General features: G+C 60.0%; 22 protein-coding genes and 1 pseudogene. 15 read left to right on the top strand and 8 right to left on the bottom strand.

What is annotated here, in order from left to right; all coding sequences use genetic code 11:
* On the bottom strand, positions 1–1,236 hold a 1,236-nt coding region (gene dcuC, locus AB5Y92_RS17340), incomplete at its 3' end, for a C4-dicarboxylate transporter DcuC (protein ID WP_368227250.1).
* Positions 1,237–1,521: 285 nt separating this feature from the next.
* Here dcuC and AB5Y92_RS17345 point away from each other — a divergent pair.
* From AB5Y92_RS17345 to AB5Y92_RS17380, 8 genes are all read left to right on the top strand, one after another.
* Positions 1,522–1,836 (top strand): hypothetical protein, encoded by a 315-nt coding sequence (locus AB5Y92_RS17345; RefSeq protein ID WP_005337929.1) that lies wholly within the window; start codon positions 1,522–1,524, stop codon positions 1,834–1,836.
* A gap of 318 nt (positions 1,837–2,154) precedes the next feature.
* The gene (locus AB5Y92_RS17350) at positions 2,155–2,505 is read left to right on the top strand and encodes an ArsC family reductase (protein WP_005337930.1); all 351 of its coding nucleotides are present in this window, start codon (positions 2,155–2,157) and stop codon (positions 2,503–2,505) included.
* 19 nt (positions 2,506–2,524) lie between these two features.
* A complete protein-coding gene (gene dapE / locus AB5Y92_RS17355; RefSeq protein ID WP_368227251.1) occupies positions 2,525–3,652 on the top strand; it encodes a succinyl-diaminopimelate desuccinylase in 1,128 nt (375 codons plus the stop codon).
* Positions 3,649–4,338, top strand: a complete 690-nt coding sequence (locus tag AB5Y92_RS17360) for a M15 family metallopeptidase (RefSeq protein WP_368227252.1) — start codon at positions 3,649–3,651, stop codon at positions 4,336–4,338. Before dapE ends, AB5Y92_RS17360 begins: the two co-directional genes overlap by 4 nt.
* Entirely contained in the window at positions 4,335–4,481 is a 147-nt protein-coding gene (locus AB5Y92_RS17365; RefSeq protein WP_005337933.1) for a hypothetical protein, read from the top strand. The genes AB5Y92_RS17360 and AB5Y92_RS17365 overlap by 4 nt, the downstream gene beginning before the upstream one ends.
* Before the next feature lie 279 nt (positions 4,482–4,760).
* On the top strand, positions 4,761–6,488 hold the full coding sequence (locus tag AB5Y92_RS17370) for a potassium/proton antiporter (RefSeq protein WP_042053965.1): 1,728 nt from the start codon (positions 4,761–4,763) through the stop codon (positions 6,486–6,488).
* A 43-nt stretch (positions 6,489–6,531) separates the two neighbouring features.
* Positions 6,532–7,635: a beta-N-acetylglucosaminidase domain-containing protein gene (locus AB5Y92_RS17375; protein ID WP_042053967.1), complete on the top strand. Its 1,104-nt coding sequence runs from the start codon at positions 6,532–6,534 to the stop codon at positions 7,633–7,635.
* Positions 7,636–7,665: 30 nt separating this feature from the next.
* A complete protein-coding gene (locus AB5Y92_RS17380) occupies positions 7,666–8,874 on the top strand; it encodes a sodium:proton antiporter (RefSeq protein ID WP_164537205.1) in 1,209 nt (402 codons plus the stop codon).
* Positions 8,875–8,920: 46 nt separating this feature from the next.
* Here the strand turns inward: AB5Y92_RS17380 and AB5Y92_RS17385 are convergent.
* The 5 genes and pseudogenes from AB5Y92_RS17385 to dapB form a co-directional block, all read right to left on the bottom strand.
* A pseudogene (locus AB5Y92_RS17385) lies at positions 8,921–10,306 on the bottom strand (IS4 family transposase).
* Positions 10,307–10,435: 129 nt separating this feature from the next.
* On the bottom strand, positions 10,436–11,587 hold the full coding sequence (locus AB5Y92_RS17390; RefSeq protein ID WP_368227253.1) for a DUF1615 domain-containing protein: 1,152 nt from the start codon (positions 11,585–11,587) through the stop codon (positions 10,436–10,438).
* Positions 11,588–11,888: 301 nt separating this feature from the next.
* The gene (gene carB, locus AB5Y92_RS17395) at positions 11,889–15,113 is read right to left on the bottom strand and encodes a carbamoyl-phosphate synthase large subunit (protein WP_368227254.1); all 3,225 of its coding nucleotides are present in this window, start codon (positions 15,111–15,113) and stop codon (positions 11,889–11,891) included.
* Positions 15,114–15,133: 20 nt separating this feature from the next.
* Positions 15,134–16,270 carry a glutamine-hydrolyzing carbamoyl-phosphate synthase small subunit gene (gene carA / locus AB5Y92_RS17400; protein ID WP_368227255.1) on the bottom strand — a complete coding sequence of 379 codons (1,137 nt, stop codon included), beginning with the start codon at positions 16,268–16,270 and terminating at the stop codon, positions 15,134–15,136.
* Between the two features lie 667 nt (positions 16,271–16,937).
* On the bottom strand, positions 16,938–17,750 hold the full coding sequence (gene dapB / locus AB5Y92_RS17405; RefSeq protein WP_005347132.1) for a 4-hydroxy-tetrahydrodipicolinate reductase: 813 nt from the start codon (positions 17,748–17,750) through the stop codon (positions 16,938–16,940).
* A gap of 273 nt (positions 17,751–18,023) precedes the next feature.
* On the opposite strand from dapB, the gene AB5Y92_RS17410 reads away from it, so the two are divergent.
* The 5 genes from AB5Y92_RS17410 to serA all read left to right on the top strand — a co-directional run bounded on the left by AB5Y92_RS17410 (position 18,024) and on the right by serA (position 23,957).
* Complete coding sequence (locus tag AB5Y92_RS17410) at positions 18,024–19,004, top strand: alpha/beta hydrolase (RefSeq protein ID WP_201995432.1); 981 nt, start codon at positions 18,024–18,026, stop codon at positions 19,002–19,004.
* A gap of 438 nt (positions 19,005–19,442) precedes the next feature.
* On the top strand, positions 19,443–20,777 hold the full coding sequence (locus AB5Y92_RS17415) for a Na+/H+ antiporter NhaC family protein (RefSeq protein ID WP_368227256.1): 1,335 nt from the start codon (positions 19,443–19,445) through the stop codon (positions 20,775–20,777).
* Between the two features lie 211 nt (positions 20,778–20,988).
* Positions 20,989–21,585 (top strand): 5-formyltetrahydrofolate cyclo-ligase, encoded by a 597-nt coding sequence (locus tag AB5Y92_RS17420; RefSeq protein ID WP_005337635.1) that lies wholly within the window; start codon positions 20,989–20,991, stop codon positions 21,583–21,585.
* A 161-nt stretch (positions 21,586–21,746) separates the two neighbouring features.
* Positions 21,747–22,400, top strand: coding sequence for a ribose-5-phosphate isomerase RpiA (gene rpiA, locus AB5Y92_RS17425; RefSeq protein WP_005353106.1), 654 nt, complete (start codon positions 21,747–21,749; stop codon positions 22,398–22,400).
* A gap of 324 nt (positions 22,401–22,724) precedes the next feature.
* Positions 22,725–23,957, top strand: a complete 1,233-nt coding sequence (serA, locus tag AB5Y92_RS17430; protein ID WP_005337639.1) for a phosphoglycerate dehydrogenase — start codon at positions 22,725–22,727, stop codon at positions 23,955–23,957.
* A gap of 81 nt (positions 23,958–24,038) precedes the next feature.
* Here the strand turns inward: serA and AB5Y92_RS17435 are convergent, their stop codons facing one another.
* Positions 24,039–24,419, bottom strand: coding sequence for a diacylglycerol kinase (locus tag AB5Y92_RS17435; RefSeq protein ID WP_005337641.1), 381 nt, complete (start codon positions 24,417–24,419; stop codon positions 24,039–24,041).
* A gap of 144 nt (positions 24,420–24,563) precedes the next feature.
* Between AB5Y92_RS17435 and AB5Y92_RS17440 the strand changes: the two genes are divergently transcribed.
* Positions 24,564–25,628: a 3-deoxy-7-phosphoheptulonate synthase gene (locus tag AB5Y92_RS17440; protein WP_213386391.1), complete on the top strand. Its 1,065-nt coding sequence runs from the start codon at positions 24,564–24,566 to the stop codon at positions 25,626–25,628.
* A 6-nt stretch (positions 25,629–25,634) separates the two neighbouring features.
* Positions 25,635–26,093 carry an aminoglycoside 6'-N-acetyltransferase gene (aac(6'), locus tag AB5Y92_RS17445; RefSeq protein WP_236321927.1) on the top strand — a complete coding sequence of 153 codons (459 nt, stop codon included), beginning with the start codon at positions 25,635–25,637 and terminating at the stop codon, positions 26,091–26,093.
* Between the two features lie 22 nt (positions 26,094–26,115).
* Here aac(6') and AB5Y92_RS17450 read toward each other — a convergent pair.
* On the bottom strand, positions 26,116–26,765 hold a 650-nt coding region (locus AB5Y92_RS17450), incomplete at its 5' end, for an ATP-binding cassette domain-containing protein (protein WP_368227257.1).

Raw genomic sequence — 26,765 nt, forward strand, 5'->3', positions numbered from 1 at the left:
GGTACGGCCGATACTGGAAGCGAGCTGCATCGGCAGCAGCATGGTCACCGCAGGTACGCCAAACTTGGCCGCCACCGCCGGTGCCAGGGTCGAGAAGCTGAGGAACGCCGCGTTGCCGGAGCCCATGATGACCGCCGCCACCATGATCAGCGCCACCATCACCAGGGTCATCAAACCGCTGCCGATACCGGCATTGCTGGCAGAGTGCAGCAGGGTATCGATGGCGCCGATGGCCTTGAGGGATTCGGCAAACAGCTCGGCACAGACGATGAGCGCCACCACGGGGCCAAACACCTTGCCCATACCATCGAGGAAGCTGGAGAGCCCGGCAAAAGCGGTGCGCACCGAGCGGCTACGTAGCAGCTCGCACAGCATGCCGATAAAGACCGACAGCAGCATGGCCACCTCCACGCTCATCTTGATGTCGCTCACCAGCAGCTTGGAGAAGGTCATCATCAGCACGAAGGGGATGATCGGCAGCAGGGCATACCAAGTGGGCGCCTGCACGCTCTCGGTGCCCTGCTCGTCCAGCTCGGCGTGATCGCCGCGATGGAGCGCAGGATCCCAGCCATCCTTGAGATCGCAGTGACGCTGCCAGAAGAAGTGCAGCACCATGGTCACCAGCAGCATGGGGGCCACCAGCCAGATCTGGTAGTCGACAAAATAGCTGGTCGGATCCATGCCGGATTGACCGGCAGAGAAGATGGCGTTGGTCTGGGTCGGGCCAATCTCAAACGCCTGTGAGGTGGCGATGACACCACAGGCGGAGGCCGGGCTGATGCCGAGGTTGCGCATCACCGGGTACATGGTGACCATCAACAGCAGGCCAAGGCCGGTAGCGGAGGTGACGAACAGGGAGACGAATACCGCCACCAGATAGCAGATGGAGAGCATCAGGTAGCTGGACTGGATGCCTGCCACCGGTTTGACCGCCACCCGCACCAGCGCCTGGGAGGCCCCGATATGGGACATATAGGTGGCAAAACCCGCCACCGCCATGATGGTGAGGCCGAGCCCCGCCGCGCGGTAGGAGAAGATCCCCTTGAACACTTCGAACAGGTCGAACAGGGCGAAACCGGTGCTCTTGTCAGCGGGCAGAATGGGGTGCAGCCCCAGCCAGTAGGCCACTGCAAAAATGGCCATGCCCGCCAGCGCCAGCACCGCCTGCGGGTTGTAATCCTTGATAATGCCGTAGACCACGGCGACCAGAACGAGCAAGACAAATAAAAGTTCCAATATTCACTCCTGATAAATTTATCGAAGAGCGAAATCTAGTGATCTGACCACTGTGTGCCTTTGATCCCTATCAATAAAGGTGCCGTCACCGTGATTCATTAGCATAATATGTCGGCCATGTAACAATTTTTCGTTATTTCAACTGCCGAAAAACCTTTATCACCCCATATCCGGGAATTGTGTGACGCGACTCCCCTCTTTTTTGCGTTGGATCAACATATGACGGCGCCGAACTGGCGAAGATGCGCTTCGACATATAGCGACCATTTCGCGCCGGAGAGAGTTATGACAAGCCAAGCCACCGCAGGTGCTTCGACCTGCGACTACAAGCTGTGGGACATCCTCGTCGAGTCTGCAAAGGAACGCACTACCATTCGTTACTCCAAACTGGCCAAGCAGGCCGGGCTGGAGCAGTGCCAGGATGAACTGCGCACCCTGCTGCAACGCATCCGCATGTACTGCACCGAAAACAACCTGCCGATCCTCTCCGCCATCGTGGTGGACGACGTGGGCAAATACACTGGCCTCTCTTCCAGCCTGCCTGATGCACCCTGGGAACGGGCCCGGGTCTTTGACCATGAGTGGACCACCCTGCACTGATTGCAGTGTTCGATGATGCCAACCAAAACGCGCCCGCTGGCGCGTTTTGGCTATCTGGCGTTTGCCCCCTTCTCTTTTTCTCCTGCAATAGTCGATCTTCTCCCGCAATACCCAACCCCATCGGGCACGCCAGCCCCACTGCTTCTGACCTTTGGCTCAAAATCGCCGTTCAGGTGTGACCAGTTCCGGTAAAACCCGCGAGCCGGACCATCGGCGTTGCCATGGGATTGCCACAATGCCAGAATCGGGCCCTTGCACTCTGTTGATTCGGATTTTCGGGCACGGTCACGGCCAGCGCCCACAAGAGAAGGACTCCCCATGGCCATCACCCTCTATGGCATCAAGAACTGCGACACCATCAAGAAAGCCCGCAAGTGGCTGGATGAGGCAGGTATCGACTACCGCTTTCACGACCACCGCGCCGACGGTCTGAACCCGGACGATCTGGACAGCTGGCTGGCAAAACTCGGTTGGGAAGCCCTGCTCAACAGCCGCGGTACCACCTTCCGCGCCCTGCCGGATGAGGCCAAACAGGGGCTCGACACCGCCAAGGCGCGCGCCCTGCTGCTGGAACATCCGGCCATGATCAAGCGCCCGCTGCTCGACCGTGACGGCGAACTGACCCTGGGCTTCAAGGCTGATCACTACCAATCCCTCTTCTCCCGTTAAGGACAACTAAGGACAACTGATGTCGGATGTCATCGCACTGGCCAAGGATCTGATCCGCCGCCCCTCCGTTACCCCCCTCGATGAAGGGTGCCAGACCCTGATGGCGGAGCGCCTCGCCAAGCTCGGGTTCGTTATCGAGCCCATGGTGTTTGAGGACACAACCAACCTCTGGGCCCGCCGCGGCAGCGAGGGGCCACTGTTCTGCTTCGCCGGTCACACCGACGTGGTGCCCGCCGGCCCGCTGGACAAATGGCACACCCCGCCGTTCGAGCCAACCATCAAGGATGGCGTGCTCTACGGGCGCGGCGCCGCCGACATGAAGGGCTCGCTGGCTGCCATGGTGGTGGCGGTCGAGCGCTTCGTGGCCGAGCATCCGGATCACTCCGGGTCGATCGCCTTTCTCATCACCTCCGATGAGGAGGGGCCCTTTATCAATGGCACCACCCGGGTGATCGACACCCTGGAGGCCCGCAACGAGAAGATCCGCTGGTGCATCGTCGGCGAGCCCTCCTCTACCGCCGTGGTAGGGGATGTGGTGAAGAACGGCCGCCGCGGCTCCATCACCGGCGATCTGCTGGTGCGCGGAGTGCAGGGCCATGTGGCCTATCCCCATCTGGCGGACAACCCCATTCACAAAGCCGCGCCAGCGCTGGCGGAACTCGCAGCCACCGTGTGGGATGAGGGCAACGCCTACTTCCCCCCCACCAGCTTCCAGATCGCCAATATCTCGGCCGGCACCGGCGCCTCCAACGTCATTCCGGGCGAGTTGCAGGTGCAGTTCAACTTCCGCTTCAGCACCGAACTGACCGACCTAGATATCCGCGAGCGGGTCGAAGCGCTGCTGGATAAACATGGCCTCGATTATCAGCTGAGCTGGACCCTCTCCGGCCAGCCGTTCCTCACCGACACCGGCGCGCTGCTCGATGCGGCCGTGGCGGCCATCGAACAGGTTAATGGTCAGCAGCCAGCCCTGCTCACCACCGGCGGCACCTCGGATGGGCGCTTTATCGCCCCCACCGGCGCCGAGGTGATTGAGCTCGGCCCCGTCAACGCCACTATTCACAAGGTTAACGAGTGCGTGAAGGCGGACGATCTGGATCTGCTGGCGGACATGTACCAAGGGGTGCTCGAGAGATTGCTGGCATGACGCAGGAACAACTGCTGGGGCTCGACGAGAGCCACCTTATTCTGGTGGGGCGCGGCCCCCACCGGCTGACTGCCGCCACCGCGGCGGCCTTCAACGACATGCAGGTAGCCGCCGCCTATGAGGGGTTCAACCTGCAGGCGGCCTCCAGCTGGCGCAGCTTCGAGCGCCAGCTCGCCATCTGGAATGGCAAGTGGCGCGGTGAGCGACCGCTGCTCGATGCCAACAGCCAGCCCATCGATGCCCTGCAACTCTGCGAGATAGAGCGGCTGCACGCCATTTTACGCTGGAGCGCTCTGCCCGGCACCAGCCGTCACCACTGGGGGACCGATCTCGATATCTACGACCCGGACTGCCTGCCCGCCGATACCAAACTGGCGCTGGAGCCGTGGGAGTATGAAGCCGGGGGCTGGTTTGCGGATCTCAGCGAGTGGCTCAGCGACCACATGAGCGACTTCGGCTTCTTCCTCCCTTATGCCAAGCCGGTCGGGGCACAGAGCGGTGTCGCCTACGAGCCCTGGCATATCAGCTTCTCGCTGGAGTCCGACGAGCAGCGACTCGATCCCGCGGCACTGGCGCTTTGCCTGCAACAGGCGGATATTGAAGGCAAGTCGACCATATTGGCCAACCTTGATGAAATTTTGGCCCGTTATGTCACCACCTGTCCTGACGAAAGGAAAATCCCATGAATCTCTGGCTATGGATAGGGTTGCCGCTGCTGTTCCTGCTCGGGCTGTTTCTCAATGCCATCAAAGACATGAAACGGCTGGAGAAGCAGTTGCCCAACTACAAGGACAAGATCCGCGAAGTGAAGGATGACGAGGACGACTGAATCCCGCCCCCATCCCGTGGGGAGCGCCTTTGTGCTCCCCCTCCCTCTGCTGTGCCGTTTCGCTTTTCCCCACCAGCTCCTCCCTGCATATCCTGAAATCGACGCTCCTTTGACTCCGCTTTCGTTAACCCCGTCACAGTCAGAATATGGCGCGGCCATGCTGAAAAAAGGGATGAAAAATGTAAGAAAGTGCAAATTGATGCACAAATAAGCCACACAAGGGGGGCCTAACTGCATATAATGTGCCTACTTTGCACATTACCAGGAAGGAGTTCGCCCTTGGATGCCGCTACCATCAACAGTTTCTTCTTTGTCGCTGCCCTGTTGGTGGGAGCCAGCGTACTGTTGAGCGCCCTCTCTTCCCGCCTCGGTATTCCCATTCTGGTTATCTTCCTCGCCGTCGGCATGCTGGCCGGTGAGGATGGCCCAGGTGGCATCCACTTCGCTGACTACTCCATCGCCTATCTGGTGGGCAACCTGGCGCTTGCCATCATTCTGCTCGACGGCGGCATGCGCACCCGGGTCTCCTCGTTCCGGGTGGCGCTCTGGCCTGCCTTGTCGCTGGCGACGGTCGGGGTGGCCATCACCACCGGCCTGACGGGGCTCGCCGCTGCCTGGCTGTTTGACCTCAACCTGATGCAGGGGATGCTGATCGGCGCCATCGTCGGCTCCACCGATGCGGCGGCGGTCTTCTCCCTGCTTGGCGGGCGCAGCCTCAACGAGCGGGTGAGCGCGACGCTGGAGATAGAGTCAGGCAGCAACGACCCCATGGCGGTGTTTCTCACCGTCACCCTCATCGAGGTGCTCGCCACCGCCCAGCAAGGGCTGGATGGGGGCTTCCTGCTGCTGCAACTGGTCAAGCAGTTCGGTCTTGGCGCCGGGATCGGCCTTGGCGGCGGCTGGCTGCTGTGGCGCCTTATCAACACAGCCCGTCTGGCGCCGGGGCTCTATCCGCTGCTCACCGTCAGCGGTGGCCTGCTCATCTTCGCCCTCACCACTGCGGTCGGTGGCAGCGGCATTCTCGCCATCTATCTCACCGGTCTGTTGCTCGGCAACCTCGCCCTGCGCAGTCGCAGCACCACATTGTCGGTGCTGGATGGCCTGACCTGGCTCAGCCAGATCGGCATGTTTCTGGTGCTGGGGCTGCTCGCCTCCCCCCACAAGCTGCTGCCCATCGCCCTGCCCGCGCTGGCGCTGGCGATGTGGATGATCCTGTTTGCCCGCCCGGTGTCGGTCTGGATCGGGCTGCTGCCGTTCAAGAACTTCGCCCCCCGCGAGCGCTGGTTTATCTCCTGGGTCGGCCTGCGCGGCGCCGTGCCCATCATTCTGGCGGTCTTCCCCATGATGGCGGGGCTGCCCAATGCCCAGCTCTACTTCAACGTCGCCTTTTTCGTGGTGCTGGTTTCGCTGATTTTGCAGGGCAGCTCGCTGCCGCTGGCCTCAAAACTGGCGCGGGTGGAGGTACCGGCACCGCCGTCGCCCATCAACCGCTCCGGGCTCGAGATCGATCTCGACAGCCAGTGGGAGACCTTCGTCTACCAGCTGGGGGAGGAGAAGTGGTGCATCGGCTCGCCACTGCGGGATCTGCAGATGCCCGCCGGCACCCGGATCTGCGCCCTGTTTCGTGGCCGCGAGCTGCTCCACCCCTCGGGCAGTACCTGTCTGCAGGCGGACGATATCCTTTGCGTCATCGGTCACGAACGTGACCTCCCCGCCCTCGGCCAGCTGTTCAGTCAAGCGCCGGAGCAAGATCTCGGCCCCCGCTTCTTCGGTGACTTCCTGCTGGAAGCGACGGCACGGCTGGTGGATCTCGCCCCTCTCTATGGGCTGGATGTGAGCGAGGTGGCGGATCAGACACTGGGCGATTTTATTGCCAACCAGTTGGGCGATAATCTGGTGGTCGGTGACCACATCGAATGGCAGGGCCTGATCTGGACCGTGGCCGAAATGGACGAGAGCGTACCAAGCAAGATCGGGGTGCGCTTTCAGGAAGAGGACCCGGTCTGACCGACCGTCCCGTATCAAGTCCCCAGCAAGAAGGGAGAGAGTTATGCCATATCAAAGTTTGCTGTCCGGCCCCCTGCCCCCCGCTGCCAATCTGGGGGTCATTGAAGGCTTTTTTGGCAAGGGATGGAGCTGGCAGGCCCGCGCCCGCTACGCCCAGTGGCTGCCACGCCACGGTTACGGTTTCTATATCTATGCACCAAAAGAGGATGGCTATCTGCGCAAGCATTGGGCCCTCCCCTGGCCCGAGCAGCAACTGGCCGATCTCGCCGAGCTGGCGCGCCAGTGCCGCGCCAACGGGCTCGCCTTCGGGGTGGGCTTGAGCCCCATGGGGGCTCATCACGACTACGATCGCAAACGCTCGGCGCTGCTTGAGAAAGTGCGCCTCATCGACGAGATGCTCCAGCCCGATATTCTGGCGGTGCTGTTTGACGATATGAAGGGGGATACCCCGGACCTGGCCCGTCACCAGCTCACCATCGCCCACGATATCGCGGCCCACAGCAAGGCAAGCCGCCTCATCTTCTGCCCCAGCTACTACTCGACCGATCCGGTGCTGGAGAAGGTGTTTGGCGCCATGCCTCCCCGCTATCTGGAGGAGCTTGGCGAGCAGCTCGATCGCCGTTTCGAGATCTTCTGGACCGGCCCCAAGGTCTGCTCCAGCGAATATCCGGCCAGTCACCTCAAGCAGGTGAACGAACTGCTCGGCCGCAAGCCCTTCCTGTGGGACAACTACCCGGTTAACGATGGCAGCAAGGCGAGCAGCTACCTGCACCTGCGCGCCTTCGAGAATCGCCCTGCCGAGCTGGCGGAGCTGGTCTCTGGCCACGCGGTCAACCCGATGAAACAGGCGGCGCTGTCGGCCCTGCCCCTCGCTACCCTGCCGATGAGCTACCGACTCGGCAAGCAGTACGACCCCGACAAGGCGCTGCATGCCGCCCTCAACGCCACCTGCGGCCCGCAGATCTCGGCGATGATCGAGGCCGACCTGCCGCTGTTTCAGGATCTGGGGCTGGCACAGCTCACCTCCGAGCAGATTGCCGCTCTCAAGGCGCGCTATCTGCCGTTTCGCGACCAATCCTGCGTCGACGAAATCGTGCGCTGGCTGGACGGGGAGTATGTGTTCGATCCCGACTGCCTGACCGATTAAACCGCCCCTGCGGGGCAGAAAGGAGGTTGTATGGATGCACACCTGCTTTACCAGAATCTGGCGGTGATCGCCGCCTTCTTGCTGATCTACAGCCTGATCGCGGGGCGCTTCGAGTCAAAACTAGTCAACGGCCCCCTGCTCTTTCTGCTGACCGGCTGGTTGCTGGGGCCGGGAGGGCTTGAGCTGCTCTCCCTCTCTATCGACAGCGCCGGCATCAAGCTGCTGGCCGAGCTGACGCTGGTTATCGTGCTGTTCAACGATGCCGCCAACACCAACTGGCAGGTGCTGCTGGCCAACCGCCAGCTGCCCATCCGCCTGCTGCTGATTGGCCTGCCCCTCACCCTGCTTTGTGGCGCCCTGTTTGGCCACTGGATTTTCCCCGACCTACCACTGCTGGAGATGGCGATCCTCTCCACCATTCTTGCCCCCACCGATGCGGCGCTCGGCAAGGCGGTGGTCAGCAACCCCGCGGTGCCTGCACCGGTGCGTGAAGGGCTCAATCAGGAGAGCGGCCTCAACGACGGCATCTGCGTACCGGTGCTGCTTCTGCTGCTGGCCCTTATCGCCCCCACAGAGCAGCACGCAGGCACCGCCACTCTGGCTATCACCCTGATGCTGGAGGAGATCGGTATTGGCCTGCTGGTCGCCTTTGTGCTGACCAGCCTCACCATCCGGCTGTTGAAAATCTCCTATCTCAACGGCTGGCAACTGCCGCTCTGGCGTCAGCTCACCATGCCGGGGCTGGCCCTGCTCTGCTTTGCACTGGCCCAGACTCTCGGTGGCAGCGGCTTTATCGCCGCCTTTGTCGGCGGCCTCTTTATCGGCCACCGGCTCGGCGAGCACAAGCACGCCTATATGGACAGCTGCGAAGGCTACGGCGACCTGCTCTCCGTGGTGATCTGGATGGTGTTTGGCGCCACCCTGATGCCCATTCTGCCGGAGCTGCTGCACTGGCAATACTGGCTCTATGCCATTGCCAGCCTCACCCTGCTACGGATGCTACCGGTCTGGCTGAGCCTCATCGGTACCGGCCTCAAGCCCGAGCTCAAGCTCTTTATCGGCTGGTTCGGGCCGCGGGGCCTTGCCAGCATCGTCTTTGCGGTGATGGTGCTGCAAAACCAACCGGCCCTTATCGGCCAGCGGCCCATCATCGCCACCGTGCTCTGCACCATCATATTGAGCGTCATCCTGCACGGCCTCACTGCCAACCCCTGGGTCGAGCGTTTCAAGCCTCGCTGAGCCACCCTGCGCCCATTAAAAATGCCACCTTGCGACTGTCTCTTGCTCACAACTGTTGATGCTCAAGAGACAGCGCCAGTTCATAGCCTTCAAGGAGGGTCTGTAACCTAAACCAGCCCTCCCATTACACCGCTATCGAGGCTCGCCCCGTGCGCTTGGTGTCCTTCCAGCCCCCCAGTATCGCCAGGCTCTTGTACGCCCATGCCATATCGGGGGCTTCATTTGGCAGGGCCCTCTTCTCCATCTTCAACCACAGCAGCTTCCAGCTTTTCGTACCCAGCAGCCCTTGGCAGTTTTCTTCCTGCGCGGCAGGCTCCTCTTTGATAAATCGCAACTGCAGCAACCGTACCGCGATAAAGGCCAGGATGACGCTTATGCGCGTCAGGTTCTCCCGGCTCTGCATCCTCAACGCCTCGACCCGCGTGCATGCACTCTTCCAGACCTTGTGGTAATCCTCGATGAGCCAGCGCCGCTCGTAGTAGCCGATAATCTCGCTGGCCTGCCCGGCGCAGGTCACCGCTTCACTGGTCAGCAGATGCCACTCCAGCCGCTCATCGGCATCGCTCTGCTCGATGCCCCCCACGTAGTAGAGCGGGATATCCGGCTCGCTACGCTTGTTGGCCGGAGCCTTCTGGGTGACCCTGGCAAACTTGATGTCGAGCACGGCCTCTCTGGCTTTTCTGCCACCCCGCTGGGGTATCTTGACCACCCGGGTGCCCGCGGATTGGCACTGCCTGGCATAGTCGTAGAGCTTGTTGTCGTGCTCGTTGATACAGCGGCTTTGCATCGAGCGCACCACGAAGCGCTGGGTATGTTTCTGCTTGTAGTGCAGGTATTCATAGATATCCGCTTCCCGGTCACAGACTGAGATGACGTTGGCCATGGTGCTGCCAAGCCGGGTGGCGAGTGTCTTGGAGGTTTGCTCCCACTTGTAGCTCTCTTTCTCCTGATAGGGGCGGGTCGCATATTGGGCACGCTGTCCTCGTTTGCTGACATCGCGGGTCCAGATTTGCTGGGCGGCCAAGCCCACCACCTTACGCTCGTGCGGCGCGAACAGCAGCACGGAGTGAGTCTGCAGGGCGCGACTGCTGCCCTGGTTGGTGTGGCCCTACTCGTCTCTGACACTGGCATGATTGAAGGTAAGGGCCGTGGTGTCTTCCTGCGCCAACAAGAGGGAATGGTCTCTGGCATGGGCGGCGGTGACGGCAAAGCCGGCGTTGGCAATGGCCTCGGCACTGACATGTGGGCTGCGAATGAAGCGGTATGCGCCCTCCATATCAGCAGGTGAGAGGGGCAGGTGTGACACACAATCTCATGGTTGGTGAGCAAGGGCAGTGGCGAGGGCCACCAGCCTTCTGGTGCGTCTTGGGTCGTTGAGGTTGGAGTTGCCAAACTGTGTCAGCGTCCAGTGCGCCGGTTGAGTGAAGGGCATGTTAGAACCAGGGAAGAGAGCGATGAAAGGTTCAGATCACAGAATGGGAGAGATGTTCAAAAAAATCCCCAAGCGATGCTTGGGGATTTTTGTATAAGAAACAGGCCAATTGGCCGCCCTTGATGCTTCTTACCTAATCGTCGCCATCTGCCGCACACATCGCTGCTCTCTGTCATCCACCCGCTTGGCAAACCAGGCGGTGGTGAGGTTGCGGGTGATTTTCGGGCTCTTTAGCTGAATGCCGGGCAGGATGGCGCGGGGCAGTCGCTTGCCCGCTTGCTTGTCGGCCAGGGTAAAGATGCGATGGTAGAGATCGGTCTCGGCAAATTCGGCGGTATCCCCTTTGCGCAGGCTCTGGTGGATCGCTTGTTTGCTCATATTGACCCGGTTGGCGAGGGTGTGTACGGCAAGCTCGGTATTGCCCGGCAGATCCGAGTCATAGCGGATCAGATCCCCGTCCAGCGCCAGAGTTTTGCCACTCAAACGGCTGACGGCGGCCTGAAAGGCGGCATTGCGACTGGCATACCAGCCGGCGTTGAAGTCGGCAAAGCGGTAGAGGGTATCCGGGTAGTCAACGGGATAACCGAAGATATGTTTGGTGCCAAACCAGAGGCCGCCGCGACGGGTAAAGACTTCGTGGCGGATGGAATCCTTGATTGGATAGGGGTAGCCACGGGCGTTGGCCTCTGCAAAGGCGATGCTCACCTGCATCGGGCCACCGGTATGCACCGGGTTGAGGTTGCCAAACAGCGTCTTGCCCATCGGCAGCATGCTGATCATGTCTTCGAAGATTTCACTCATCTCCCGCTCGGTACTCAACTTGTCGATCCGCTCGGCGTAGCTCTTGCCGGTGGGCGAGTTGATGGAGAGCGCGGCCCGCACCATAAATTCGGGGATCAGCAGCTTGGCTGCCCGTGAGTTGATCTCTTTCCAGGCGATCTTGCCAAGGCCCGGCACCACGGGGTCGGCCTGATAAGTGGCTTCCTGCTCCGCCACCGCCAGCACGCTACAGACATTGTGATCATTCACCGTCACCCCCTGGGTGGTGAGCGCCGTCACCACGTCGTTGGCCCACCCCTGTTTGTCCGGCACCTGACGGGGCAAGAAGCGCACGATGCGGCTCTTCATGTCCGCCGGTTTGCGCGGCTGCATGGCAGGCGGCGTTTTGGGGTTGCTCACGCTCGCCTCTTTGGCAGGCGCGGAGGCGGGATCACTGGCACAACCGGCCAGCAACAAGGCAGAGCAGAAGGCAAGAAGACGACTGGAAGGCAAAGCGGTCATAAGCATGTCCATTTTTTGTAGGCCCGACAGGCAGCGCCGCTGGCACTGCACTGAGAAGCAAAGTGGGGCCATTGTAGAGGATTGCCTGCCGCAGTTGAAACCCGCGCTCGCAGCATCCCCTCCCCTTGCCAGCTTTTGCCACCCCACGCGCCATCCGTTGTCTGCAATGCGGAACTCATGACCTTCTTCAAGGATTCACCCGGCCCGAACCGAACGGCGAGCGACTGATAAAAAGAAACCCCCGCCATCGCTGGCGGGGGTTGGTCGTCTGGCAAGTCGGGCTGATGCCCGCTGCAAACTCTTAGCGGTTTTTCACCTTCTGGTGCAGCTCCTGCACCGAGTTGACATTGGCGGTGGCATCCACGCTGATGGCCATGCAGGTGGCAAACGCCTCATTCATGGTGGTGGTATACGCCACTTTGTTCTGCAAGGCGGCGCGACGCAGCTGCTTGGAGTCCTGGATCGCCACCCGCCCTTCGGCGGTGTTGACGATGTAGGTGTACTCGCCATTCTTGATGCGGTCGAGAATATGCGGGCGACCTTCGTGCACCTTGTTGACCAGGCGCGGGTTGATGCTCGCCTCACCCAGCGCGACGGCTGTGCCGTGAGTGGCATCCAGCTCGTAGCCCAGCTCCAGCAGCTTGGCAGCCAAGTCAACCACCTGCGCCTTGTCGCTGTGACGCACTGACAAGAGTGCACGACCCTCTTTCGGTACGGCGTGGTTGGCACCCAGCTGCGCCTTGGCATAGGCCTCGGCAAAGCTGCTGCCCACCCCCATAACCTCACCGGTAGAGCGCATCTCTGGCCCCAGCAGCGGGTCAACCCCCGGGAACTTGGCAAACGGCAGCACCACCTCTTTCACCGAGTAGTAGGGCGGGATGATCTCTTTGGTGAAGCCCTGTTCTTGCAGCGACTGACCAGCCATCACACGAGCGGCAATCTTGGCCAGCGGGGCGCCGGTCGCCTTGGAGACAAACGGCACGGTACGGGCGGCACGCGGGTTCACCTCGATGAGGTAAATGTCATCACCCTTGACCGCAAACTGCACGTTCATCAGGCCGATAACACCGAGCTCCAGCGCCAGCTTACGCACCTGCTCGCGGATCTCGTCCTGAATCTTCTTGGACAAGGTGTAAGGAGGCAGGGAGCAACCGGAGTCACCGGAGTGGATACCGGCTTGCTCGATGTGCTCCATGATGCCGCCGATGACCACGTCGGTGCCGTCGCAGATGGCATCCACGTCCAGCTCGGTGGCATCGTCCAGGAAGCGGTCCAGCAGTACCGGCGATTCGTTGGAGACACTCACCGCCTCGGCGAAGTAGCGACGCAGATCCTGCTCGTCATAGACGATTTCCATGGCGCGGCCACCCAGCACGTAGGAGGGGCGAACCACCAGCGGGTAGGTAATGCGCTCGGCCAGCAGCACGGCCTGCTCCAGCGCGGTGACGGTGCCGTTTTCCGGCTGCTTGAGGCCAAGGCGCTCGACGGCAGACTGGAAGCGCTCGCGGTCTTCGGCGCGGTCGATGGCATCCGGGCTGGTACCGATAATCGGCACGCCGTTGGCTTCCAGTGCACGGGCCAGTTTCAGCGGGGTCTGGCCACCGTACTGAACGATGACGCCCTTGGGTTTTTCGATGCGCACGATTTCCAGCACATCTTCCAGGGTCACCGGCTCGAAGTAGAGGCGATCCGAGGTGTCGTAATCGGTGGAGACGGTCTCCGGGTTGCAGTTGACCATGATGGTCTCGTAACCGTCTTCTCGCAGGGCCAGCGCTGCGTGCACGCAGCAGTAGTCGAACTCGATACCCTGACCGATACGGTTCGGGCCGCCACCGATGATCATGATCTTGTCGCGGTTGCTCGGGGCCGCTTCGCACTCCTCGTCATAGCTGGAGTACATGTAGGCGGTGTTGGTGGCGAACTCGGCGGCGCAGGTATCGACCCGCTTGTAGACCGGGAAGATGTTGTGGCGGGCACGCAGTTTGCGCACTTCCCCTTCGGCCACACCGAGGATCTTGGCCAGACGGGCATCGGCAAAGCCTTTGCGCTTGAGGACACGCAGGAAGTCGGCATCGAGACCGGCCATGCCGCGCTCTTTCACCTCTTCTTCCAGCTTCACCAGATCTTCAATCTGCACCAGGAACCAGGGGTCAATCTTGGTCAGCTTGAAGATGCCATCCATGGAGAGACCGGCGCGGAATGCATCGGCGATGTAGAAGATACGGTCGCTACCGGCGTCCTGCAGCTCGTGACGGATGCGGGTCAGGGAGTCCGGGGCATTGAGGTCAACCATGGGGTCGAAGCCGGTTTTGCCGGTTTCGAGGCTGCGCAGCGCCTTGTGCAGGGACTCCTGAAAGTTGCGGCCGATGGCCATCACTTCACCGACCGACTTCATCTGGGTCGTCAGACGGTCGTTGGCACCGGCGAATTTTTCGAAGTTGAAGCGCGGCACCTTGGTGACCACATAGTCGATGGCCGGCTCGAAGGAGGCCGGAGTGCGACCGCCGGTGATGTCGTTCATCAGCTCGTCGAGGGTGTAACCGATGGCGAGCTTGGCAGCGATCTTGGCGATGGGGAAACCGGTCGCCTTGGAGGCCAGCGCGGAGGAGCGCGACACCCGCGGGTTCATCTCGATGATGACCATGCGGCCATCTTTCGGGTTGATGCCGAACTGGACGTTGGAGCCGCCGGTCTCGACGCCGATCTCGCGCAGTACCGCCATGGAGGCGTTGCGCATCAGCTGGTACTCCTTGTCGGTCAGCGTCTGGGCTGGCGCGACCGTGATGGAGTCACCGGTGTGGATACCCATGGGGTCGAAGTTTTCGATGGCGCAGACGATGATGCAGTTGTCGTTGCGATCCCGCACCACTTCCATCTCGTACTCTTTCCAGCCGATCAGCGACTCGTCGATGAGCAGCTCTTTGGTCGGCGACAAGTCCAGACCGCGCTCGCAGATCTCGACGAACTCTTCGGTGTTGTAGGCAATGCCGCCACCCGAGCCACCCATGGTAAAGGAGGGACGGATGATACAGGGGAAGCCGACCATCTGCTGCACGCCCCACGCCTCTTCCATGTTGTGGGCGATGCCGGCACGCGGGCACTCGAGGCCAATGCTGCGCATCGCCTTGTCAAAGCGGGAGCGATCTTCGGCCTTGTCGATGGCGTCGGCGGTGGCACCGATCATCTCGACACCGAACTCGGCCAGCACGCCATGCTTCTCCAGCGCCAGTGCGCAGTTAAGCGCAGTCTGGCCGCCCATGGTGGGCAGGATGGCGTCCGGGCGCTCTTTCTTGATGATTTCGCGCACCACTTCCCAGGTGATGGGCTCGATGTAGGTGGCGTCAGCCATCTCCGGGTCGGTCATGATGGTGGCCGGGTTGGAGTTGACCAGAATGACGCGGTAGCCCTCCTCACGCAGGGCTTTGCACGCCTGGGCGCCGGAGTAGTCAAATTCGCAGGCTTGGCCGATGACGATGGGGCCGGCGCCGAGGATCAGGATGCTCTGAAGGTCATTACGTTTTGGCATGAAACTCTTTCCTCTATTTCTTAGGCGCGATACTGCTTAATCAATTCAATAAAGTGGTCAAAAAGACCGGCACAGTCGTGCGGGCCCGGGCTCGCTTCGGGGTGTCCCTGGAAGCTGAAGGCCGGACGGTCGGTGCGATGGATACCTTGCAGGGAACCATCGAACAGGGAGACGTGGGTGGCGCGCAGGCAATCCGGCAGGCTGTTCTCGTCTACCGCAAAGCCGTGGTTCTGAGCGGTGATCATGACGGTGTTGTCATCGAGGCTCTTCACCGGATGGTTGGCGCCGTGGTGGCCAAACTTCATCTTGACGGTCTTGGCACCGGAGGCCAGACCCAGCAGCTGGTGACCCAGACAGATGCCGAACACCGGCGTGTTGGTATTAAGGAATGTCTTGATGGCCTCGATGGCGTAGTCGCACGGCTCGGGGTCGCCGGGGCCGTTGGAGAGGAAGATGCCATCCGGGTTCATCGCCAGTACCTCGGCGGCCGGGGTCTTGGCAGGCACCACGGTCAGGCGGCAGCCACGGTCAACCAGCATCCGCAGGATGTGGCGCTTGACGCCAAAGTCATAGGCTACCACGTGGTATTTCAGCTGGTCGGCATCCGGGGTGACGTGCCCCTTGCCAAGCTGCCAGCTCCCGGTCGTCCAGTTGTACGCCTCACCAACCGTCACCTCTTTGGCCAGATCCATCCCCTTCAGACCGGGGAAGGCGCGGGCCTGTTCGAGAGCATAGGCTTCATCGACCTGTTTCCCGGCCAGAATGCAGCCAGCCTGAGCGCCTTTCTCGCGCAGGATGCGGGTCAGTTTACGGGTGTCGATGTCGGCGATGCCAACTATGTTGTGAGACTTGAGGTATTCGGAGAGGGATTGCTGATTGCGGAAATTGGAGGCAAGTATCGGAAGGTCCCGGATGATCAATCCCTGAGCATGGATCTGACTGGACTCTTCATCTTCGCTGTTGGTGCCGGTGTTGCCTATATGGGGGTAAGTGAGGGTGACGATCTGACGGGAATAAGAGGGATCGGTGAGGATTTCCTGATAGCCCGTCATCGACGTATTGAAAACCACTTCACCAACGGAACATCCCTCGGCGCCTATCGACACGCCTTTGAACACAGTTCCATCTTCCAGCACTAGCAATGCAGTGTGATTCAAGACAACCTCCAGTTATTTAGCTTTAAATTCAGCAATTTACCTGGGTGTTGCGGGCTCGGTTCCGGTCTTGGACAGGACTCGAACCCGGCAGATTTCTGGCAAATTGGGCGCATTCTACTTAAAAAAAGTGGCATTTCAACGTCTTTTCTCAGATGAAATGCATCTAAATTCAATAAAAAAGCAACATTACCCATTATCTATGCACTTAATCGCTTTGCAACCCCCTCCCGCGAAAGAAAAGGAAAAACCACCAACAAAAGATGCCACCAAGCCAGCAATAGCAACAAAAATGAACAAAAAAACCAATTAAAACAATGTTGTTTATTTTTACATAAAAAACATTAATGACAGATTTGACGCTTTTATGATGACAAGAGTGAACATAAAAAATGGAAAACGTTTTTCCGTGTTTGAATTTTTAGTCTCTTCTTGGTCGTGTAAAAAAATGGCTTAATCCGCCATAAAGATGCTCAAATCTGTTACCTGGTGATGACATTCAGGAAGGGAAAATATGGTGGATAAAGCAATAGTGTGATTTATAAGGCATTCAGATAAAAATTGAAGGCAGCGAGCCTTTTTACACAAACTCTGGCTGACTGACAGCAAAAACCCCGGCAAGCCGGGGTTTTTGCTGTCAGCTGTAGTACGAAAGTGCAGCACAGAGACATCACTTGAGATTGAGCACGTCCTGCATGTCATAAAGACCGGCACCCTGCTGACCAAGCCACTTGCCCGCGCGCACAGCACCGTTGGCGAAGGTCAGGCGGCTGGAGGCCTTGTGGCTGATCTCCACCCGCTCGCCGATATCGGCAAACATGACGGTATGCTCCCCCACCAGATCGCCGGCACGAATAGTGGCAAAGCCGATAGTGTTGCGATCCCGCTCGCCAGTGATCCCCTCGCGGCCATAGACGGCGCACTCCTTGAGATCCCGGCCCAGGGTTTTGGCGACCACCTCCCCCATGGAGAGCGCAGTACCGGATGGCGCATCCACCTTGTGGCGATGGTGGCCCTCGATGATCTCGATGTCGGTGTAATCCCCCATCACCTTGGCGGCCTGCTCCAACAGCTTGAAGACCAGGTTGACCCCGACCGAGTAGTTGGAGGCGAACACGATACCGATCTGCTTGCCTGCCTCTTTCAGGGCGGCCTTGCCTGCATCGTCAAAACCGGTGGTGCCGATCACCATCTGCTTGTGGTGGGCCAGCGCAAAGGCCAGATTGGCCAGCGTCACCTCGGGGCGGGTAAAGTCGATGATGAGGTCAAACTCATCGCGCACCTTGTCCAGACTGTCGCTGATGGCCACGCCCAGATGGCCCAGCCCATTGAGCTCACCGGCATCAAGACCGATCACCGCCGAGCCCGGCCGCTCCAGCGCAGCACCAACCACCACGCCATCGGTGTTGGTGATGGCCTCCAGCAGCACCTTGCCCATACGACCATTACAGCCCATCACGGCCACACGGATCGGATTGTCCATCTCCACCCTCTCATCTCTTTTAATTATGGAAAGAGACCGTTTTACCAGCCCGCGCCGGGTTTGAAAAGCCATGATGCCACCACTCCTTGCTGCACTCGCCAACGGCAGCGCCCACTGGCTGGCCAAGAACTTCCTTTTGGTCACAGGCCGTTTTTCATCGTCTCACTCCATCATTTGGCAGACCGGGTGCCATCTGATAGGTTCGAACGAGTGAAATGCCAGCATAAGCAAAATCAGGGCAACGCCCGTGTCGATATCAAACGAGGTGCAAGGATGAGCGCAGGATTGCTGTTTGCTGTGGGGTTGATATCACTGACCCTGGTCATGCTGGCCGCGGCTCTGCTGTTTGGCGGGCCGAGTCCGGCACCGGCGATGGCCAGCATCAACGACCCTTTCAAGGGGAGTGGCTGGAGCAACATGCCACCCCTCTCAAGATACCCGGCGCGTGACGGCACGCAGCTGGCCTATCGGCACTATGGCGCAGAGGGCAATACGAAGAACAACAAGGTCAAGGGCAGCGTGGTACTGGTTCACGGCTCTTCTGCCAGCAGTCAGAGCATGCACAAGATGGCAAGCGCCTTTTCGCAAGCGGGATACGACGCCTACGCCCTCGATATTCGCGGCCATGGTGCATCAGGCAACAAAGGCACCATTGCCTACATCGGTCAGCTTGAAGACGATCTGGAAGATTTCATCAAGTCGGTGGCCCCCGCCAAGCCTGCAACACTCGTCGGTTTCTCGTCAGGGGGTGGCTTTGTGCTGCGTGTTGCTGGCAGTGCGCGACAAACCCTGTTCGAGAGCTATCTGCTGCTCTCCCCCTATCTCGGCCCCACCGCCGCCAACTACCGGCCCAACAGCGGTGGCTGGGTGCGTGTCGGCTTGCCTCGCCTCATCGCCCTGAGCATCCTCAACGGTTTCCATATTTCCGCACTCAACCATCTGACCGTGCTGAACTTTGCCCTTAATGATGAGGCGAAATCCCTGCTGACCCCCTCCTACTCCTTCAACCTTGCCTCTAACTTTCAGCCAGAGCGCGACTATCAGCAGAATTTACGCAATGTGCAACGCCCCTGCGCCGTGATCGCGGGTGCAAATGACGAAGCCTTCCAAACAGATCAACTTGAACCTGAGTTAAGACGTCTCGGCATCTCCTGGCCTGTCACCCTGCTGCCCGGTATTGGCCACATTCCGCTGACGCTGGAACAGGATGCTCTCGCGACAGCCGTTCAGGCGGTGGAGAAACTGGCACAGTAACCACACAGCCCAGGTCTTGTGTCCACGCGTTCTGGAAATATCCGTACCATGCTCACGTAGAGATAGAGAGAGGTGCGGCTGACGTTTGGCAGCGGGAGAAATCCCCAAGATGGCATGCAGAGATCTTATCGTTTCCCTCTTTCCTTATTAAAGGCACGCGATACCCCCAGATACCCGCGGACTGCGTCAGAACAGCAATGAACAATAATCAGCACTAACTTCTTTTTCCGAATATTCTTTGGATATCTCAACAACACCAGAATCATCAAACAAAAACACCTATCCATCTGGACGTCTATCTTGACCAAGCGAGGTTGACTCACTACTGTGGGCACCCCAATGCGGCAGGATGCCCGCCCTGTTTTCCCCCTATCCCTATCCGATACAGGTACAAAGCAGTTTATGACAGGAGGTCATTGTTCAATTTCAGAGGAACACATGATCCAGACTCAACCCAGTGCCAGGGCCTTGCTGCCACTTCTGGTTTTTCTCGCACTCTTTATAGGTACCGGTACCTGGCTGACCCTGCAGGGGGTCGAATTCGCCTTCTATCAGCTGCCCGCTCCGGTTGCTGCCCTGCCTGCGGTGATGCTGGCCCTGCTGCTTGGCAAAGAGAGCTTCAACAGCAATCTGGAGACCTTCTTCAAGGGGGTCGGCCACAGCAATATCATGGCGATGTGCCTTATCTATCTGCTGGCGGGCGCCTTTGCCAGCGTGGCCAAGGCCACCGGCGGCGTTGATGCCACCGTGGCGCTGGGTCTCTCCCTCATTCCCGGCTGGGCGCTGTTGCCCGGGCTGTTCCTCATCTCTGCCTTTATTGCTACCGCTATGGGCACCTCCATGGGCACCATAGGTGCCGTGGCGCCGGTCGCGCTGGGCGTGGCGCAGGCGGCCGGTATCGATCCGGTGCTGATGGCAGGCACCATTCTCTCCGGCGCCATGTTTGGCGATAACCTCTCCATCATCTCCGACACCACCATAGCAGCAACCCGCAGTCAGGGGTGCGAGATGAAGGACAAGTTCCGCGAGAACTTCAAGATTGCGGCCCCTGCTGCCATCGCGGTGATCCTGCTCTATCTGACCCTGGGCTCAGTGGGGGAATCCCCAACCAACGGCAGTGCCATCGAGCTGTTCAAGGTGATGCCTTATCTGCTGATCCTGGGGCTGGCGCTCGCCGGAGTGAATGTGTTTGTGGTGCTGGGGATCGGCATTCTGGCCGCCGGAGTGGTGGGCATGATCAACGGCTACGCCATCGGTCAGTTCAGCAAGGATATCTATCAGGGCTTTACCGGCATGCAGGAGATCTTCCTGCTCTCCATGCTGATCGGCGGTCTCGGCGCCCTGATGGAACGTCAGGGTGGACTGGCATGGATCAGCGAGCGCATCAGCGCCCTGATTGCCCGTTTCACTCGCGAGCACAATGGTGAACAGAACGAGAAAGCGGCCGAGCTCGGCATCGCCGGGGTGGTGAGCCTCACCAACCTCTGCACCGCCAACAACACGGTGGCTATTATCGTCGCCAGCAAGGTAGCCCGGGATCTGGCCGAACACCACGGTGTCACCCCGCGCCGCGCCGCCTCCATGCTCGATATTTTCTCCTGCGTGGTACAGGGTCTGATCCCCTGGGGCGCACAGGCGCTGCTGCTGGGCTCCATCTTCGCCCTGTCACCGCTGGCGGTAGTGAGCATGAGTTTCTACCCGATGGCGCTCGCGGTGGCGGCACTGATTGCCGTGTTCGTGAAGCACCAGATGCGCGGCAAAGCTGACAAGTAACAGACCAGACGCTGGCGCGCCGACATGCCATCAACAGGGGCCACACCCTGGCCCTTGTTGACTCACTATCGGATCCGCCAGCATTTATCCCACCGTTCCGGGCATCAGCCGTCCGGGACGGGGTTTCCCTGCCCCCCTTAACGTCAAGAGTGAATGTGCTAAGGTAGAGCGCGTTCAAGCCATCGATGCGCAGCTATACCAGAGGTTCCCCATGCATGAGTCCCAACCCGAACGTCAATCCCTGCGCCAACTGGTTCGTCAACGCCGCAAAAATCTGAGTCCGGCCGAGCAGCAGGCGGCGGCCCAACAGCTGCTGGCCCAGTTCAAGCAACACCCCGAGATCCTCGCCGCCAAACGCATTGCCCTCTATCTGGCCAATGACGGGGAGATCAATCCCTTGCCCACCATCCATTGGCTGTGGGCCCAGCACAAAGAGGTCTACCTGCCGGTGCTCCACCCCTTTACTCCGGGTCACCTGCTCTTTTTGCGCTATACCGCCACCAGCCCCATGGTACGCAACCGCTACGGAATCGAAGAGCCGGAGCTGGATATCCTGCAGGTGGTGCCCCACAGCACGCTCGATCTTATCTGCACCCCGCTGGTCGCCTTCGATGCCCAGGGCAATCGTCTTGGCATGGGGGGCGGCTACTACGATCGCACTCTCGCCATCTGGCATGAGCACAAGCTGGGCCCCAAGCCGCTCGGCATTGCCCACGACTGCCAGCAGGTGGATGCGGTCCCGCAAGAGGAGTGGGATGTGCCGCTGCCCCAGATCATCACCCCGAGCCACTGCTGGCGCTTTGAATAGGCTGTTTTTGGCAGGCAGCCCCTGCTTTGTGTGCGCAAACGCAGAATAAACAGGCAAACGATTTACAAAGTCCCTCTTTTTGCCCAGGAACGTGAGCAACAAGGTCGCGACGGGGTACCGGGTTGGATATAATGCGCCCGCTTTTTTCTTAAGGAACGATCATGACTCAAGATGAAATGAAGAAGGCGGCCGGTTGGGCTGCGCTCAAGTATGTGGTTCCCGGCACCATCGTCGGGGTGGGCACCGGCTCTACCGTCAACCACTTTATCGACGCGCTGGCGACCATGAAGGACGAGATCAAGGGGGCGGTATCCAGCTCCGTGGCCTCTACCGAGCGCCTCAAGGGCTTCGGCATCACCGTATATGATCTCAACGAGATCGACGCCCTCTCCGTCTATGTGGATGGCGCCGACGAGATCAACGCAACCCGCGACATGATCAAGGGTGGTGGCGCAGCCCTGACCCGCGAGAAGATCGTTGCCGCCGTCGCTGACAAGTTCATCTGCATCATCGACAACACCAAAACCGTCGACGTGCTGGGCCAGTTCCCGCTGCCGGTGGAAGTGATCCCGATGGCCCGCGAATACGTGGCCCGCGAAATTCGCAAACTGGGTGGCAACCCGGTGTGGCGTGAAGGGGTTGTCACCGACAACGGCAACCACATTCTGGATGTGAAAGGCATGGCCATTACCGACGCCAAGGCGCTGGAAGTGAGACTGAACGCCATCGTTGGCGTGGTCACCAACGGCCTGTTCGCCGCCCGCGGCGCCGATGTTGTCCTGATCGGTACGCCGGACGGCGTGATTACCCAGTAATCCCGACACCGGTAGCACAGTGCAGCGGCATCCTCCCTCGCCCGCCAGCGCCACTCTACCAGCCCTGACGCAACAGCGGCGTTGATTGAGCCCCGAGATGGGATATGACCCAAACATTGCACTGTGAATAAATGACGGCGCCTGATGGCGCCGTTTTTATTTATCCCTCAACAAGTTGCATACGGATGTTTACAACATTCGTTGATAACTTCAAAGAATTTGACTTTCGTCACAAATATTCCCTCTCCCAAACGTTTTTGCTACTTTACGGTTTTCTTCGCACACCAAATCTGCACTTACGTTTGCACATACAGAGGGATCGTCATGACTGCCAAGTTTTCGTTGGACAAGGATAAAATCAAGGTTCTGCTGCTGGAGGGGGTTCACCCCAACACCGTTGAGACCTTTCGTGCCGCAGGTTACACCAGTGTGGAGTATCTCAAGACCTCGCTTTCCGAAGAGGAGCTGATCGAGCAGATCCGCGACGTCCATTTCATCGGGCTGCGCTCCCGCACCCAGATCACCGAGAAGGTGCTCGACGCCGCCAACAAGCTGGTCGCCATCGGCTGCTTCTGCATCGGTACCAACCAGGTCGAGCTGGAAGCGGCCCAGATCCGCGGTATTCCGGTCTTCAACGCCCCCTTCTCCAACACCCGCTCGGTCGCCGAGCTGGTACTGGGCGAGATCCTGCTGCTGCTGCGCGGCATCCCCGAGAAGAACGCCAAGTGCCATCGCGGCGTGTGGGAAAAACTGGCCAACCGCTCGGTGGAAGCGCGCGGCAAGAAGCTCGGCATCATCGGCTACGGCCACATCGGTACCCAGCTTGGCATCATCGCCGAGAGCATCGGCATGAAGGTTTATTACTACGATATCGAGAACAAGCTCTCGCTGGGTAACGCCATTCAGGTGCCGAGCATGGTCGAGCTGCTCAATATGTCTGACGTCATCAGCCTGCACGTGCCGGAGACCGCCTCCACCAAGAACATGATCGGAGCCGAGCAGCTGCGGATGATGAAACCGGGCGCCATCTTTATCAACGCCGCCCGCGGTACCGTGGTGGATATCGATGCGCTGGCTGACGTCATCAAGAGCGGCCATATTGCCGGCGCCGCCATCGACGTCTTCCCGGTCGAGCCCAAGTCCAACGACGAGGAGTTCCAAAGCCCGCTGCGTGGGCTGGAGAACGTGATCCTGACCCCGCACATCGGTGGCACCACCCATGAGGCGCAGGAGAACATCGGGCTGGAAGTGGCCAACAAGCTGGTCAAATACTCCGACAACGGCTCTACCCTCTCCGCCGTCAACTTCCCGGAAGTGTCGCTGCCGGGCCACAAGGGCTCCAGCCGCCTGCTGCACATTCACCGCAACCAGCCGGGGGTGATGAACCAGATCAACCAGATCTTCGCCGAAGAGGGGATCAACATCGCCGGTCAATACCTGCAAACCAGCAGCCATATCGGTTACGTGGTGATCGACGTGGAGACCGAGCACAGCGAGAAGGCGCTAGCCAAGCTCAAGGAGATCAACGGCACCATCCGTGCCCGCATCCTCCACTGATAGCCCCTTATCTGCGCAGCAAAAAGCCCGTCGTGATGACGGGCTTTTTTATGAAGCAGAACCTAAAGGCAGCGTAGTGACTTACCACCATCCCAACAGGTTGCGGCCCACCAGCGCGCCCCATACCAGGGCATTAAGGGCCAGCGCGATAAAGACGGCGGCAGAGCCCAGATCCTTGGCGCGACCGGAGAGCTCATGATGCTCAGAGCCAACCCTGTCTACCACAGCTTCAATGGCGGAGTTGAGGATCTCGACGATCACCACCAGCCAACTGATGACGATAAGCAGCAGGATCTGGTTGAGAGAATCCCCCAGCCAGAAGGCAAGTGGCATCAGCAACAGGATCAGCATCAGCTCCTGCCGAAAAGCCGCCTCGTTAATCCAGGCTGACTTGAGCCCCTTCATGCTGTAACCGGTTGCGTTGATGATGCGGGTGACCCCGGTTGCCCCTGGCTTTGCCACGCTATCTACCTCATTTGGAATCGATTTTGGCCTCACATCCTATCAGAGCCCCCCAAGGTTTCAATCAGGGGACTTTTGCTTTATTTTATCTCTTTGCTTTTTCGCCCCTTGCGGCTGACACCACCCACTCGAGACTTGAGTTGTATGTCCATTCACACAGATGAATTGCGCACCCGTCGCCTGGAGTCACTGATCACTCCGAGCGAGCTTGCACACGCGTTTCCGATCACCGATACCATTGCCCAGAATCTGCTGGATGCCCGTCGCGAAGTGGAAGCCATTCTAGCCGGAGACGATCAGCGCCTGCTGGTCATTGTCGGCCCCTGCTCTATTCATGATCCCGCTGCTGCTCGCGAGTATGCCCAGCGCCTCAACGCCCTGCGCGAGCAGTATAAAGAGAGCCTCTGCATCGTGATGCGCACCTACTTCGAGAAGCCGCGCACCATCGTCGGCTGGAAAGGGCTGATCAACGATCCGCGCCTCGATGGCAGCTTCGATGTCAACGAAGGGCTGAAACTGGCGCGCAAACTGCTGGTCGATATCAACGAACTGGGCATGCCAACCGCCACCGAATTCCTCGATATGGTGACCGGCCAGTATATTGCCGACCTCATCACCTGGGGCGCCATCGGCGCACGTACCACCGAATCCCAGGTACACCGCGAGATGGCTTCGGCCCTCTCCTGCCCGGTTGGCTTCAAGAACGGCACCGACGGCAATACCCGCATCGCCATCGATGCGGTGCGCGCCGCCCGTCACAGCCACATCTTCTATTCGCCGGACAAGGACGGCAAGATGACCATCTACCGCACCGCTGGTAACCCCTTTGGTCATGTGATCCTGCGTGGCGGCCACCGACCCAACTACGACACCGCCAGTGTCGATGAAGCGTGTGAAGCGTTGGCCGATGTGGGCCTGCCGGAGCGTCTGGTGGTCGATTTCAGCCATGGCAACAGCATGAAGGATCACCGCCGTCAGCTGCTGGTGGCGCAAGATATCTGCGATCAGCTGCGCCGCGGCCGTACCGGCATCGCCGGCATCATGGCAGAAAGCTTCCTGGTGGAAGGGCGTCAGGATGTGGAGAACGGCTGCGCCGCCACCTTTGGCCAGAGCATCACCGATGCCTGCCTGTCATGGAGCGACACCGAAACCCTGCTGGCGATGCTGGCAGAGGCTGCACTGGTACGCCTTGCCAAGCGGCAAGCCTGAGCCCCGATGACGAATATCGGCTGGCAGATAGTCCCCCTCGACGAGACTCTGCTGGCGCAGTGGGCAACCCTGCGCCAGCAGCTGTGGCCGCACCACGCACTTTCGGCCCACCTGCAGGAAGGGGTTGAGATGTTGGCCAATGCACATATCAACGCCTTTCTGGCGCTGGATGAGCAGAGTCAGGCGGTAGGCTTTGCCGATGCAGCCCTGCGCCACGATTACGTGAACGGCTGCGAGAGCAGCCCGGAGGTCTATCTGGAAGGAATTTATGTGCAACCGGCATCGCGCCAGCGCGGGCTGGCCCGAGCCTTGATTGTCCGGGTAGCGCAGTGGGGCCGTGAGCAGGGTTGCCGCGAAATAGCCTCCGATACAGCTATCGACAATTTACCCTCGCAGAACATGCACGAGCGACTCGGCTTCCGCGAAACAGAGCGGGTGGTCTTCTTCAAAAAGGCCCTCGGCTGACGCCAAGGGCCTTTCTTGTTTCTCACAAACTGGGCATAAACCACACGCGCCCCGCAGCTTCGATGCGGTTGGTGCGGATCTGGAATACCTGTGCCAGCAGCGCCTCATCCACCAGCTCGACACCCCCTTCGCGCACCACCGCGCCCCCTTGCAGGCAGAGAATTCGGTCGGCCCAGTCGATGGCCAGATTGATATCGTGGATGGCGAGCACCACCAGCAAGCCCTGCCCGGCCAGGGTTTTCAGCAACCGCAATAGCGCCAGCTGGTGATGCAGGTCGAGCCCCGCCAGCGGCTCGTCCAGCAGCAGCACCTTGCCGGTCGGATTGAGGCTCGGCCACACCTGCAGCAAGGTGCGGGCAATCAGCACCCGCTGCTGTTCGCCCCCCGACAACCGGCTGAAGTCACGAGCCAGCAAAGCTTCCAGCTCCAATGCCTCGCACAATGCATTTATCGCCTCGTTCTGTCTGGCGGGCGCAACCGCCTCATTGAGCCCGAGGCTCAACACCTGAAACACCGGAATATGAAACAGCTGGGGCTGACGCTGGGGCAGCATGGCACGCCGTTTGGCAAGCTCGGGCCAACTCAGGTCAGTAAGCACTTCCCCCCCCAGCAGCACTGTGCCATCGGCGGGTAAAATCCCCGCCAGCGCCCCGAGCAGGGTCGACTTGCCAC

Source organism: Aeromonas sp. R1-1, from assembly GCF_040908495.1.
GTDB lineage: Bacteria > Pseudomonadota > Gammaproteobacteria > Enterobacterales > Aeromonadaceae > Aeromonas > Aeromonas veronii.